The following is a 12,751-nucleotide window of genomic DNA, read 5'->3' on the forward strand; positions in this document are numbered from 1 at the left end:
ATCGGCATGGGCATCGCAGGGAGCGTGCGGGCGGCGGCGGCCGCCTTGGCACTGACGGTCGGATTCGCTGCCGCGGGATCGACGGCGGCCTTGGCCGAGGCGCCGATCGATCCGTTTGTCGGCGTCTGGGTCGGCAAGGGCGTCGAGCAGGAAGGCAGCGCCCAGTGGATCAACTACAAGGAACGGGACCTGACCATCCGCGTCCAGAAGATCGACGACGACAGCTTTGTCCTGAACTCGACCCATGTCCGGCTGTCGGCCGGCAACGAGGACGTGATCAAGGGCCAGGCGATCACCTTCGTGAAGGCCGAGCAGGGCGACCTGTGGGCGGCGCAGAAGGTCTGCGACAAGCTGATGGACGCCTTCTGCGCCTGGGCGCGTTTCGAAGGCGAAGGCTTCACCGTCACGACGTTCGGCTTTGACGAGAACGGTTACGCGGTCAACCAGACCTATCGCCGCTACCTTGCCGAGCCCGGCATGCAGCTGCAGTACTCCCGCGTGGTCGACGGCAAGGTCGTCCGCACGGTCGAGGGCGAACTGGTCAAGCAGCCGGACTGATCGTCGGCGATGCGGCAGCCGGCGGCGCATGGAATGCCGCCGGTTGCGTGGCGCAGGCCCCCTGCACGGTCGCCGGGGCAGGCCAGGACGGACGGTCCGGCAACTGGATCCCCTGCCCCTCCAGGGCACAGGCGGCAATCTCGCAGATCCCGCCGGGGCTCAGCTTGGCGCTGCGCTTCATGTCGGCCAGTGCCCCCAGGACCCGGTCCAGCGTGACCCGGCGCGGCCCGTCCGGCAGGTGCAGGACGGCGGCGCTGGCGCTGAGCAGGCCGAAGCTGCGCGGCCGCCCCTCGCGGTCGCGCCCCTCGATCGAACCGCGCCGGCGCGTCGCCTCGTCATAGAAGGCGCGGGCATCGTCGGCAAAGCCGGCCAGCAGCTGGCCGACCTGCGCCCGCACGGCCTGGGGCGACGCCGCGGGAATGGCGGCAAAGAAATCATCGCCGCCAATATGGCCCAGGAACGTGCCCAGCCCCGGGAAATGGGCGCGCATCTGGTCCGCGAACAGGCGTATCGCGCGGTCGCCCTGGCGGAAGCCCATGGCGTCGTTGAACGGCTTGAAATTGTCGATGTCGAAATAGCAGAGGGAGACGGCGCCGGTATCGTCCTCGAACTGCCGGCTGACGAAGTCCATGATCTGGGTATTGCCCGGCAGGCGGGTCAGCGGGTTCTGGTCGCGTGCCAGGGCCAGGTGCTTGGCATTGATCAGGCGGACGACCGAGGCGGAGCTGAGCAGCCCGGCATAGCGTCCGTCCTCCACCACCAGCAGCGCCTGCGGATCGTCGGCCTGGGCATAGGCCTCCAGGATGCGCTCGGCCTTGCCGTTGATGTCGCATTGCGGGCAGGGCCGGACAAAGCTCCACAGCTTCTTGCTGCTGTTCTTGTTCGCCAGGACGTCGCGGCCAAAGGGCGAGTAGATGTATTCCTTCAGGTCCTGCTCGCGGATGATGCCGCGCGGCGCTCCGTCGGCGTCCACCACCACCTGGAAGGTGCGGGCGGCGTCGCGGCGAAAGAACTCGAACGCGCGGGTCATGGGGTCGGACAGGCAGAGCGGCTCGACCCAGGCGAGCTCGTTGCGGATCAGGGTCGAATCGCCCTGGCTCGCCGCCACCGGTCCATCGCCCCGCCGCTCGCGCCGGGAGGCCGCGGCGACGACCTCGTAGCGCGGCAGCATCAGGCCCGCCTCCAGGCTGGGGCGCTGCACGAAATAGCCTTGGACCATCTCGCAGCCCAGTTCGCGCACCGTCATCAGTTCGGCCTCGGTCTCCACCCCCTCGGCCACCACGTTCATGCCCAGGCCATGCGCCATCGCCACCATGGCGCCCAGCAGCGTCTTCTTTGCGCGGTCGCGGTCGACGCCGGCGATGAAGAAGCGGTCGATCTTCACCAGGTCGGGCCGCGCCGCATGCAGCATCTGCATGCCGGCATGCCCCGCCCCGAAATCGTCCAGGGCCAGCAGGTGGCCCTGTGCGCGCCACCCCGCCAGCGTGCGTTCCGTGGCCGCCCCCTGTTCCAGGCTGTGGCGCTCGGAAATCTCGAAGCAGACCGAGGACGCCGGCAGGGTTCCGCCCGCCAGCTCGGGCAGAGCCTGGCCGATCAGTCGGTTGTCCATGTTGTAGAACAGCTTGGCCCCCATGGCCGGGCCAAACCCGGCAAAGGCCCGCAGGGCGATCCGGCGCAGGATCGCGTCGCCCTCCGCCAGGACGCCATGCTGGTGCAGGGTGTCGAACAGCTCCTGGATGCTCGCCATGCCCAGGCGGTCATGGCCGCGCAGCAGCGCCTCGAAGCCATAGGTGCCGCCGGTATGGGTCAGCACCACGGGCTGGAAGGCATAGGCGATCTCGTGACCCAGGGCGGCGAGCAGGGCCTCCGCGTCGCCATCGCCCGGATCCGCGCGCAGGGCACGGCTGCCACCCGCCTCCAGGGCCTGTGCCGTCCGCCCCGTCCCGCTTCGCCCCCATCGCGTCATCGCCTGCCCAGACCGCTGCCCCTCTGCCTACGGACTGTCGGCTCCAGGTCTTACGGAAATCTTAAGCCAGGGAGAATCTCCCTTTTCCTGCAATATGTTGCGCTTTCATGACGGGCCTGCCCCGCGCACCCGGTCGATCGCGTCGGCCAGGCGCATTGTGGCACTGCCCGGCCGCAGCGGCTGTGGCTGGTCGGGCGAAGGGGCCCAGCCGGTCAGCCACAGGATCTCGAACCGCCCCTCGACCGCGCCCGCATCATCGGCGGGATAGGCGGCCAGGGCAGCACCCAGCGTGTCGCGCCGCGTGGGCTGGCGCCGCCGGGCGGCCAGGATGTTGCCTTCCGCCATGCCCTTCAGGTCGCGCAGCAGGGCCAGCGCATCGGGCCAGCGGGCGCGCACGCTGTCCGAATCGGCAACCGGCAGGGCAAGGCCCGCCCGCTGCAGCAGCGCGGCCCCGTCCTCCAGCGCCGGCAGCGGCGCCACCCGCGGGGTGATTCCCCCCAGGGTCGCCTCCTCCGCCTCGAACCAGGCTTGGCGCAGCGGGGCCAGGGTGCCCGCCCCGGCAAGGCAGGCGATGAACAAGCCGTCCGGCTTCAGCACCCGGCGGATCTGGATCAGCGCGCCGGGCAGGTCGTTGACCCAATGCAGGGAGAAGGCCGACACGACCAGATCGAACGACGCCTCGGCAAAGGGCAGGCGCTCCTCGTCCGCCGCCAGGCGCAGGCCGGGGGCCTGGCCGGCGAAACCCGGCGCCAGGTCGGCGCTGACCAGCCGGTCGACCCGCCCCCCCGCCAGCAGCGCGGCGCCGACGCTGCCATCGTGGCAGCCTAGGTCCAGGGCCAGGGGAAAACGCCGGTTCACGTCGCCCACGCGCTCCACCAGGCGTTCGGCCAACTCGGCCTTCAGGAAGCGGTGGGCGGCGAAGCCGGGCGCCGCGCGCTGGCGCCGCCGGGCCAGCAGGACGCGGTCAAAGACGCTGGCGCCGCCTGCGTCGGTGCCGTGATTGATCTGGCTCATGGCCCGACACTAGCGCATGGCCCGCTGTGCGGCGTGCGGCTTGCTGGCCGCACAGGCGCGCCTCTATGGTGCGCAGCCGAATGGAGGATCGAACACCGATGTCATCGCCCGTCGCCCCAGCCGAGGCCCTGCTCTATGTCATGGTCGTGATGTCGGCCGCGGACCAGGACATGACCGACGCCGAACTGAAGACCATCGGCCAGCTGGTCGAGACGGTGCCCGTTTTCCGGGCGTTCGATCCGGAACAGGTCGTGCCTTCGGCCGAGCATTGTGCCGCCCTCCTGGCCAAGCCGAACGGCCTGGAACGGGTGCTGGAGGCGGTGGTGGCGTCGCTGAGCGAGGGCCTGCGCGAGACGGCCTATGTGCTGGCCTGCGACGTGGCGGCCGCGGACGGACAGGTGACGGTCGAGGAGATGCGCCTGCTGGAGTTGTTCCGCGAGCGGCTGGACATCGACCGCCTGGTCGCCGTGGCGCTTGAGCGCAGCGCCCGGGCTCGCGCCCGCACGCACTGAGGCATTCGTCGGGATCTGCGCGACGGGCTTCCCGTTCGCGGAAACACCCCCCGCAGGCGCCAGGCGCGCGGGGGGTGCCGACCCTGGCCCGGTCCGGGTGCCGGGGCGGGGATGCGATCAGAAATCGCCCAGGACGGCCTGGATCTTGCCCTTCAGCGTCTGGGCGTTGAACGGCTTGACGATGTAGTTGTTGACGCCCGCCTGCTTGGCCGCGATCACGTTCTCGGTCTTGCTCTCGGCCGTGATCATGATGAAGGGCGTCTTCTTCAGCTGATCATCCGCACGCACTGCCTTGAGCAGGTCGTAGCCCGTCATCGGCTCCATGTTCCAGTCGGAAATCACCAGCCCGTAATTTCGCGCGCGCATCTTGGACAAGGCCTGGCTGCCGTCGGTGGCTTCGTCCACCTCGTCGAAGCCAAGCTGCTTCAGCAGGTTGCGGATGATCCGCAGCATCGTCTTGTAGTCGTCGACGATCAAAATGGGCATCGCTAGATCGACGGCCATGGTCTGCGCACCTGTTCCCGGATCAACTGTTGGGCAGAGTGTGGCTCCGGCACGCCTAAAGAACGGTTAAGGCGAGCACGCTTGTGTTGCCAAGGGCGCCGCCCTTATGGTGCGCGGGCCCTGGCGCCGCGTGGATGCGCATGCCCGGGCCACGGGTCAGCAGCGGCTCAAGGATATCGGGATGCAGGTGCCCCAGGTCTATTTCGAGGACATCGCGATCGGGCAGAGTGCCTCGTTCGCCAAGACGGTGACGGAAGCGGACATCGTCCTGTTCGCGGGCATCTCTGGCGATACCAACCCGGTCCACCTGGACGCCGCCTTTGCCGCGGGCACGCCGTTCAAGCAGCGCATCGCCCACGGCATGCTCTCCGCCGCTTTTCTGTCGACCGTGTTCGGCACCCGCCTGCCGGGGCCGGGCGCCATCTACCTGTCGCAGACCCTGCGCTTCAAGGCCCCTGTCCTGATCGGCGACACGGTCACGGCAACGGTCACGGCGATGGAGCTTGATCCCAGGCGAAAGCGCATCACCTTTGCCTGCACCTGCACCGTGGCGGGCAAGACGGTGATCGAGGGCGAGGCGGTGATCATGGTCGCAGCACGCCCCGTTGAAGCCTGATCCCGCACCGGACCATCGACCCCTGGACCACCTTCCTGGCCCACCGACCCGGCCGACCGACCTGCTGAGGCAGCCTTGCTGATCGTCGAGGGCGACACCGCCCCCTCTCCCGCCGCCCAGGGCGCCGTCCTGGCGCTGGGCAATTTCGATGGCGTCCATCGCGGCCACCAGGTCGTGCTGGGTGAGGCGCGCCGCATTGCCGGCGAGATGGACGTGCCCTTTGGCGTCCTGACCTTCGAGCCGCATCCGCGGCGCTATTTCAGGCCGGACGACCCGCCCTTTCGCATCACGCCGCCCGCGTCCAAGGCGCGGGCCCTGGCGGGCCTGGGCTGCGATGTCCTGGCGATCCAGGCCTTTGACCAGCGCCTGGCTGGCATGCTGGCGCAGGACTTCGTGATCGAGCTGCTGGTGGAGCGCCTGCGCGCCGTCCATGTGGTGATCGGCTTCGACTTCTGCTTCGGCAAGGGCCGTTCCGGCAACGCCACCCTGCTGGCCCAGATGGCCGAGATGGAGGGTTTCGGCCTGACCGTGGTCGAGGCGGTGCGCGAGGGGGGCCAGCTGTTCTCGTCGACCGCCGTGCGCAGCCATCTGGCCGAGGGCCGCCCGCGCGAGGCGGCGAAGCTGCTGGGCCGGGCCTTCGAGATCGAAAGCACGGTGCTGAAGGGCGACCAGCGGGGCCGCACCATTGGCTTCCCCACCGCCAACCTGAACCTGGGCGACTATGTCGTGCCGCGCCTGGGGGTCTATTCGGTGCGGGCCCAGACGGCGGATGGCACGTGGCACGACGGCGTCGCCAACCTGGGCCGCCGCCCCACCTTCGACAAGCAGGACGTGAATCTGGAAGTCCACCTGTTCGACTTTGCCGGCGACCTCTATGGCCAGGTCCTGCGCGTCGCCGTGATGGACTTCGTCCGGCCCGAGCAGAAGTTCTCCGGCCTCGACGCGCTCAAGGCGCAGATCGCCGCCGACGCGGCCACCGCCCGCGCGCAGCTCATGGCCGGCTGAGTCTCAGTCCTGGGCCTGCGCCCAGGCCAGGGCCTGACCCGCCACGGCCGGCAGCGGCGGGCCGTCCAGCGATGCCACCGCCCGCAAGGTCAGGGCGTTGGCCACGAACACTTCCTGGGCCTGTGCCAGGTCCGCCGGCAGCAGGCGCTGTTCGACCGCCCCCCGCTCCAGCAGCAGCGCGCGCCGCGTCCCCGGCAGCGCCCCATCGTCAACCGGTGGCGTCACCAGCCGGCCGTCGACGACGGCGAACAGGTTGGCGGCGCTGGCCTCCGCCACGAAGCCGCCGGTCGAGAGCATCAGGACATCGTCCGCCGCCCTCTCCGCCGCCTCCAGCCGGGCCAGGACCGAATCGAGATAGTTGAGCGACTTGATCCGCGACAGCGGCGAATGCTCGTTCCGTCGGACCCCCTGCGCCGTCACAAGATGCGCCGGGGGCAACGGTCCTGGCAGCGGTCCCGCGGTCAGCAGGATGGTGGGCGGGGCAGACCCCTGGGGCAGGACGCCGCGCGCGGCGACGCCCCGGCTGACGGTCAGGCGCACGGCCGCCTCCACCAGGCCGTTGGCAGCGAGCACGCCTGTGATGGCCGCCCCCAGGTCGACCTTGGGCAGGGTCAGGCGCAAGACGGCGCACCCCGCCCGCAGGCGGTCCAGGTGACGCGCCAGGTGGCGGGGGTGGCCCGCCTCGACCCGGATCGTCTCGAACAGGCCGTCGCCCAGGGTGAATCCACGATCGGCAGGGTCGATGCGCGCCGCTTCCGCCGCGACCAGCATGCCGTTGAGCCAGACGATCATGGCGCCGGCCCCGCAACGGCCCGCAGCAGGGGGCGCAGCTTGACCAGGCTCTCCTCCCGCTCCGCTGCAGGCTCGGAATCGGAGACGATGCCGCCGCCCGCCTGGGCCACCACGGTCCCGCCAGCCAGGGTCAGGGTGCGGATCACGACCGCCGAATCCATGGCGCCGTCGACCCCGATCCAGGCGATCGCGCCATAGTTCGCGCCGCGCCGCGCCGGCTCCACCGCCCGGATGATCTCCATCGCCCGGATCTTGGGCGCACCGGTGATCGACCCGCCGGGAAAGGTCGCACGCAGCAGGTCGACCGGCCCCAGGCCCCGGCGCAGCTGCGCCCGCACGACCGAGACCAGGTGATGGACGGAGGCAAAGCGCTCCAGTGCATTCAGCTGCGGGACCGTGACGCTGCCCAGTTCCGCCACCCGCCCCAGGTCGTTGCGCAGCAGGTCGACGATCATCAGGTTCTCGGCCCGGTCCTTCTCGCTGGCCAGCAGTTCCGCAGCAAGGGCCGCGTCGGTCGCCTCGTCCACTCCGCGCGGTCGCGTGCCCTTGATCGGCCGCGTCTCGATCGCGCCATCAGGCGTCAGGCGCAGGAACCGCTCGGGCGAGGCACTGGCGATCGCAAGGCCCGGCCCGCACTGGAGCAGGGCCGCGAACGGCGCGGGGCTCAGCGTCCGCAGCCTCAGGTACAAGTCCAGTGGCGTCAGGCCGGGCGGGATCGGCGCCCGGAAGCGCTGGGTGAAGTTGGCCTGGAAGATCTCCCCCGCATGGATTTCCGCGATCACCCGCGCGATACGCGCCTCAACCTCCGCCGGCGCCAGGTCGGCATGCCAGGGGGACGTCGCCGCCCAGTCCGCGCCGGGTGATGCTGCCGGCGCCGCCTCCAGCGGCCGGGCCAGCGCCGCGGCCTTGGCCTCGGCCGCCGCCACCGGCTCGCCCGGCAGGGCCCGAGCGATAACCCAGGCCTGTCGTGTCGCGCCGTCAAAGGCCGCAACCGCATCATAGAGTCCGACCACCATCTCCGGCACGGTGACGGGATCGTCGGCAGGCGGGGGCAGACGCTCCAGGTGCCGGCCCAGGTCATAGCCCAGATAGCCAATGGCCCCCGTCAGGAACGGCGCCGGTCCCGTGGCCCCGGGCAGCGCCCATGCCGCCAGTTCCCGCTCCAGCACGGCGAAGGGGTCACCCGCAACGGCCACGCCATCGACCGTAACACCCCAGTCGTCCGCCCGGATGACCCGTGCTGGGCGACACGCGACATAGGACCATCGGCTGCGCGCATCGCCGCTCTGACCGTCCCAAGGCGCCGCACTGTCCAGCAGCACGGCGTGCGCCTCCCCCGCCACCGCGGCAAATGCCGCCAGCGGCTCCCGCCAGGCCAGCGGCCGCACGCACAAGGCGCCTTGCGCAGACGCGAGTAGGCGGGAAGGCGGCACGGCAAGCGGCATGGCAACCCTCATAGGACGCCGCCCCGCCCCGCGCCAGGGTGAAGGTTCGGGGCGCAGGCCCGCGCTTTTGCTTTACGCTTGCCGCGATCCCGAACCGGAGCCGCCATGCCGACCAACACTGATCCCACAAGCGTCGTCGCGTTCTGGCGGGAGGCGGGGCCGGAGCGTTGGTTCGCGAAGGATGACGCGTTCGATGCGGACTTCCGCCAGCGCTTCATGGACCTGCATCTGGCCGTGGCGGCCCGGGCGCATGACGACTGGCTGGCGACGGCGGAGGGGGCGCTGGCGCTGGTCATCCTGACCGATCAGTTCCCACGCAACTGCTTCCGCGGCACCGCGCACATGTACACGACCGATCCTCTGGCCCGCCTGTACGCACGCGAGGCCCTCGACCGTGGCTACAAGGCCCAGGTCGATCCCGCGTTGCAGCAGTTCCTGTGCCTGCCCTTCGAGCATTCGGAAGACCTGGCCGACCAGGACCATTCCGTCGCCCTGCACATGGGCCTGGGCGAGGAAGCAGAGCGCTATGCCGCCCACCACCGCGACATCATCCGGAGATTCGGCCGCTTCCCCCACCGCAACGCGATCCTGGGCCGGACCAGTACGGCCGAGGAACAGGCCTTCCTCGACGCTGGCGGGTTCAACGGCTGACCGTCACGGCCAGAATCAAGGCCGGCGCCGCGCGGCGTGCATGACCCTGAGGATACGGACGGTGTCCGCAACGACCATGTAGATCAGGATGTAGTTTCTCTCCGCCACAAACTCTCGCGTGCGGTCACGTCGTCCTGGCCGCCCTAGAAACGGATAGGCTTCAAGATGAGCTGCTGTCTGAGCAAGGCGCTCGTCGAGAGCCAAGGCCGCTGCGGGATTGTCTACCTCGATATAGCTGCGGATTCGCTTTCGATCACGATTGGCTGCCGGTGTCCAAAGCAGCTTCACCCTGCCGACTCGGCCTTGCGGACCAGCTTGCTCTTACTTCGGCGCGCCAGGCAGCCGCTTCAGCCTCCACCTCCTCGTGGGAGATCAGCAGGCCTGCATCGGCCTCGTCCAGGCCGATCTGGACCTGCTCGCGGAACCAGGCGTCGTATTCAGGGTCGCTTGGCGGCTGCTCCACCACCTCGCGCATGAACTCCTGGATCAAGTCCTCGATCGAGCGACCCTGAGCGCGCGCGGTCTCCTCGAAGGCCGCCATCAGGTCGGCGTCAACGCGGAAAGTGAATGTCGTCTCGCCCATCACGGCACCGCAACAGGGTTGTGGAAGGGGGCAGCCTAGCACGGTCCCGCGCCCGTGGCTGGACCGGCGGGCGATTGCGGCCTATAAACCGCCGGATGCGCGGATTGCTGCCCCCAGGCACCCGAATTATGCGCCCGGCCTTCATCTGAGGGCCGGGTCAGCCTTGTCACGCCCGGTCGCGCTCGGCGCGGCCCCTGTCAATCCGCCCAATACGGGTTCTCCCTTCCGCTCGCCATGACGAACGACACTCCCGCCCGCGACTACAAGTCGACGCTGTCCTTGCCCGAAACCGCCTTTCCGATGAAGGCGGGCCTGCCCAAGCTTGAGCCGGCGTTGCTGCAGCGCTGGGCCGAAGCCGACCTTGAGGGGCAGCGCCGCGCCACCTCCGCCGGCCGGCCGCGCTTCACCTTTCACGACGGCCCGCCTTATGCCAACGGCAACATCCACATCGGCACGGCGCTGAACAAGATCCTGAAGGACCTCGTCTGCCGCACCCAGTTCATGCTGGGCAAGCAGGCCGTCTATGTCCCCGGTTGGGACTGCCACGGCCTGCCCATCGAGTGGAAGATCGAGGAACAGTTCAGGAAGGACGGCAAGGACAAGGCCGCCGTTCCCATCGTCGAGTTCCGCAGGCTGTGCCGCGAGTTCGCCGAGCACTGGCTGAACGTCCAGCGGAGCGAGTTCAAGCGCCTGGGCGTGACGGGTGAGTGGGACAATCCCTACCTGACCATGGCCTTCGAAAGCGAGGCGCGGATCGTCGAGGAACTGCTGAAGTTCCTGATGAACGGTGCGCTCTATCGCGGGGCCAAGCCGGTCATGTGGTCGGTCATCGAGCAGACGGCCCTCGCTGAGGCCGAGGTCGAGTATCACGACCACACGTCCAACACGATCCACGTCAAGTTCCCGGTGGTCGAGGGGCCGGATGCGGCGCGCGGTGCCGCCATCGTCATCTGGACCACTACGCCCTGGACGATCCCCGCCAACCGCGCCATCGCACTGGCCGAGGATGCCGAATACGTCCGCCTCCGCGTCGTGGCGGTTGGCGAAGGCAGCCTGGCACGCGCGGGCGAGGAGGTGATCGTCGCGTCGGACCGGCTGGCCGACGTCCTGCGCGACGCGCGCATCACCGAGCATGCGGTCGTCGGCCACGTGGCCGGGCGCGACCTGCTGGGCACGCGCTGTGCCCATCCGTTGCGGGCCGAGGGCTATGGCCACGACATCCCGGTCCTGGCCGGCGACTTCGTCACCATGGATACCGGCACGGGCTTCGTCCACATCGCCCCCGGCCACGGCCTGGACGACTTCGAACTGGGCCAGCGCCATGGCCTGGGCGTCACCGAGATGGTGGGGCCGGACGGCGTCTATGTTGCCGACACGCCGCTGTTTGCGGGCAAGCGCGTGCTGAAGCCGGATGGCAAGCCGGGCAATGCCGACCCCGCCGTGATCGACGCGCTGACCCAGGCGCATGGCCTTCTGGCGCGGGGCAAGGTGGTGCACTCCTACCCCCATTCCTGGCGGTCGAAGGCGCCGCTGATCTTCCGTGCGACGCCGCAATGGTTCATCTCCATGGAGACGACGGGCCTGCGGCAGACGGCGCTGAAGGCGATCGACGCCACGCGCTTCGTGCCGGAGCAGGGTCGTAACCGCCTGCGTTCCATGGTCGAGAACCGGCCCGACTGGGTCATCTCGCGCCAGCGCGCCTGGGGCGTGCCCATCGCCCTGTTCGTGGACCGCCAGACGGGGGAGCCCCTGCGCGATGCGGCGGTCAACCAGCGCATCGTGGACGCCTTCCGCGAACACGGGGCGGACGCCTGGTTCACGCTGCCGCCCGCCCATTTCCTGGGCCCCGACCATGATGCCAGCCGCTTCGACAAGATCGACGACATCGTCGACGTCTGGTTCGAGTCCGGCTGCACCCATGCCTTCGTGCTGCAGGACCAGAAGGGGCAATGGGCGGACCTGGACTGGCCGGCCGACCTCTACCTCGAAGGCTCGGACCAGCATCGCGGCTGGTTCCAGTCCTCGCTGCTGGAAGCCTGCGGCACGCGCGGCCAGGCGCCGTTCAAGGCGATCGTGACCCATGGCTTCGTCATGGACCGCGAGAAGCAGAAGATGTCCAAGTCCCTGGGCAACGTGATCTCGCCCGTGACGGTGTCGGAGCAGTTCGGCGCCGACATCCTGCGCCTGTGGGTCGGCTCGACCGACTATCGCGACGATCCCGCGATCGACAACGAGGTGCTGAAGGGCGTCTCGGACCTCTATCGCCGCATCCGCAACACGCTGCGCTACCTGCTGGCCAACCTGTCCGGCTTCACGGCCGATGAACGGGTGGCCCCGGCCGAGATGCCGGCGCTGGAGCGCTGGGTGCTGCACCGCCTGGCCACCCTGGACGGCCAGGTGCGCGACGCCTATGCGAACTACGAGTTCCACCGCGCGTGGGAGGCGATCTTCGCCTTCGCCAATTTCGACCTGTCGGCCTTCTACTTCGACGTGCGCAAGGACGCGCTCTATTGCGATGCGGCCGGTGCCCTGCGGCGCCGCGCGGCGCGCACGGTGCTGGACCTGGTGTTCAACGCCCTGACCGCCTGGATCGCGCCGATCCTGGTGTTCACGGCCGAGGAAGCCTGGCTGGCCCGCGGCGAGGGCGAGGCGTCGGTCCATCTGCGCACCTTCCCCGAGATCCCTGCCGAATGGCTGGACCCCGCCCTGGCCACCCAGTTCCGCCGGGTTCAGGACGTGCGCAAGGTTGTGCTTGGCGCGCTGGAGATCGAGCGGCGCGAGAAGCGCATCGGCGCCAGCCTGGCGGCCCACCCGGTCGTGCACGTCGCCGACGCGGAAACGCGCCACGCCCTGGGCGGCGTGCCGCTGGAGGAGATCGCCATCGTCTCAGGCCTCGACCTTGTGGACGCGCCAGCACCGGAGGGTGCCTTCACCCTGGCCGAGGTGCCGGGCGTTGCCGTCGTCGCCCGCCTGGCCGAGGGACACAAGTGCGCCCGCTGCTGGATGGTCCTGCCCGAAGTGAGCGAGAGCCCATCGGGCGAGCTGTGCTTCCGCTGCGAGGATGCCCTGGCGGCGCAAGCCCCCAAGGCGGCCTGAGGCAAGGCG

At 69.6% G+C, this 12,751-nt stretch carries 13 protein-coding genes; 6 read left to right on the forward strand and 7 right to left on the reverse strand.

What is annotated here, in order from left to right; all coding sequences use genetic code 11:
* Positions 1 to 6: 6 nt before the first annotated feature.
* Positions 7 to 558, forward strand: a complete 552-nt coding sequence (locus ACI6GS_RS00615) for a hypothetical protein (RefSeq protein WP_439815838.1) — start codon at positions 7 to 9, stop codon at positions 556 to 558.
* Here ACI6GS_RS00615 and ACI6GS_RS00620 read toward each other — a convergent pair.
* Positions 542 to 2,524 carry an EAL domain-containing protein gene (locus tag ACI6GS_RS00620; protein ID WP_439815839.1) on the reverse strand — a complete coding sequence of 661 codons (1,983 nt, stop codon included), beginning with the start codon at positions 2,522 to 2,524 and terminating at the stop codon, positions 542 to 544. The genes ACI6GS_RS00615 and ACI6GS_RS00620 overlap by 17 nt on opposite strands.
* 105 nt (positions 2,525 to 2,629) lie before the next feature.
* The gene (locus ACI6GS_RS00625; protein WP_439815840.1) at positions 2,630 to 3,538 is read right to left on the reverse strand and encodes a methyltransferase domain-containing protein; all 909 of its coding nucleotides are present in this window, start codon (positions 3,536 to 3,538) and stop codon (positions 2,630 to 2,632) included.
* Between the two features lie 98 nt (positions 3,539 to 3,636).
* Between ACI6GS_RS00625 and ACI6GS_RS00630 the strand changes: the two genes are divergently transcribed.
* Positions 3,637 to 4,050, forward strand: coding sequence for a tellurite resistance TerB family protein (locus ACI6GS_RS00630; RefSeq protein WP_439815841.1), 414 nt, complete (start codon positions 3,637 to 3,639; stop codon positions 4,048 to 4,050).
* 117 nt (positions 4,051 to 4,167) lie between these two features.
* Here the strand turns inward: ACI6GS_RS00630 and ACI6GS_RS00635 are convergent, their stop codons facing one another.
* Positions 4,168 to 4,554, reverse strand: a complete 387-nt coding sequence (locus tag ACI6GS_RS00635) for a response regulator (protein ID WP_439815842.1) — start codon at positions 4,552 to 4,554, stop codon at positions 4,168 to 4,170.
* Between the two features lie 181 nt (positions 4,555 to 4,735).
* Between ACI6GS_RS00635 and ACI6GS_RS00640 the strand changes: the two genes are divergently transcribed.
* Both ACI6GS_RS00640 and ACI6GS_RS00645 read left to right on the forward strand, forming a co-directional pair.
* Positions 4,736 to 5,170: a MaoC family dehydratase gene (locus ACI6GS_RS00640; protein WP_439815843.1), complete on the forward strand. Its 435-nt coding sequence runs from the start codon at positions 4,736 to 4,738 to the stop codon at positions 5,168 to 5,170.
* Positions 5,171 to 5,245: 75 nt separating this feature from the next.
* Positions 5,246 to 6,175, forward strand: a complete 930-nt coding sequence (locus ACI6GS_RS00645) for a bifunctional riboflavin kinase/FAD synthetase (RefSeq protein ID WP_439815844.1) — start codon at positions 5,246 to 5,248, stop codon at positions 6,173 to 6,175.
* Between the two features lie 3 nt (positions 6,176 to 6,178).
* Here ACI6GS_RS00645 and ACI6GS_RS00650 read toward each other — a convergent pair whose 3' ends face one another.
* Entirely contained in the window at positions 6,179 to 6,967 is a 789-nt protein-coding gene (locus tag ACI6GS_RS00650; protein WP_439815845.1) for an aminotransferase class IV, read from the reverse strand.
* Positions 6,964 to 8,355, reverse strand: a complete 1,392-nt coding sequence (locus ACI6GS_RS00655) for an anthranilate synthase component I family protein (protein ID WP_439815846.1) — start codon at positions 8,353 to 8,355, stop codon at positions 6,964 to 6,966. Before ACI6GS_RS00655 ends, ACI6GS_RS00650 begins: the two co-directional genes overlap by 4 nt.
* 162 nt (positions 8,356 to 8,517) lie before the next feature.
* On the opposite strand from ACI6GS_RS00655, the gene ACI6GS_RS00660 reads away from it, so the two are divergent.
* The gene (locus tag ACI6GS_RS00660; protein ID WP_439815847.1) at positions 8,518 to 9,063 is read left to right on the forward strand and encodes a DUF924 family protein; all 546 of its coding nucleotides are present in this window, start codon (positions 8,518 to 8,520) and stop codon (positions 9,061 to 9,063) included.
* Positions 9,064 to 9,078: 15 nt separating this feature from the next.
* Here the strand turns inward: ACI6GS_RS00660 and ACI6GS_RS00665 are convergent, their stop codons facing one another.
* Together ACI6GS_RS00665 and ACI6GS_RS00670 are read right to left on the reverse strand one after the other, a co-directional pair.
* Positions 9,079 to 9,351, reverse strand: coding sequence for a type II toxin-antitoxin system RelE/ParE family toxin (locus ACI6GS_RS00665; protein WP_439815848.1), 273 nt, complete (start codon positions 9,349 to 9,351; stop codon positions 9,079 to 9,081).
* Positions 9,317 to 9,646, reverse strand: coding sequence for a CopG family ribbon-helix-helix protein (locus ACI6GS_RS00670; RefSeq protein ID WP_439815849.1), 330 nt, complete (start codon positions 9,644 to 9,646; stop codon positions 9,317 to 9,319). The genes ACI6GS_RS00665 and ACI6GS_RS00670 overlap by 35 nt, the downstream gene beginning before the upstream one ends.
* Positions 9,647 to 9,880: 234 nt before the next feature.
* Here ACI6GS_RS00670 and ileS point away from each other — a divergent pair, with 234 nt between their 5' ends.
* Positions 9,881 to 12,742: an isoleucine--tRNA ligase gene (ileS, locus tag ACI6GS_RS00675; protein ID WP_439815850.1), complete on the forward strand. Its 2,862-nt coding sequence runs from the start codon at positions 9,881 to 9,883 to the stop codon at positions 12,740 to 12,742.
* The last annotated feature ends 9 nt before the right edge of the window (positions 12,743 to 12,751 follow it).

The sequence above is a fragment of the Zavarzinia sp. CC-PAN008 genome, from assembly GCF_051903925.1.
Lineage (GTDB): Bacteria > Pseudomonadota > Alphaproteobacteria > Zavarziniales > Zavarziniaceae.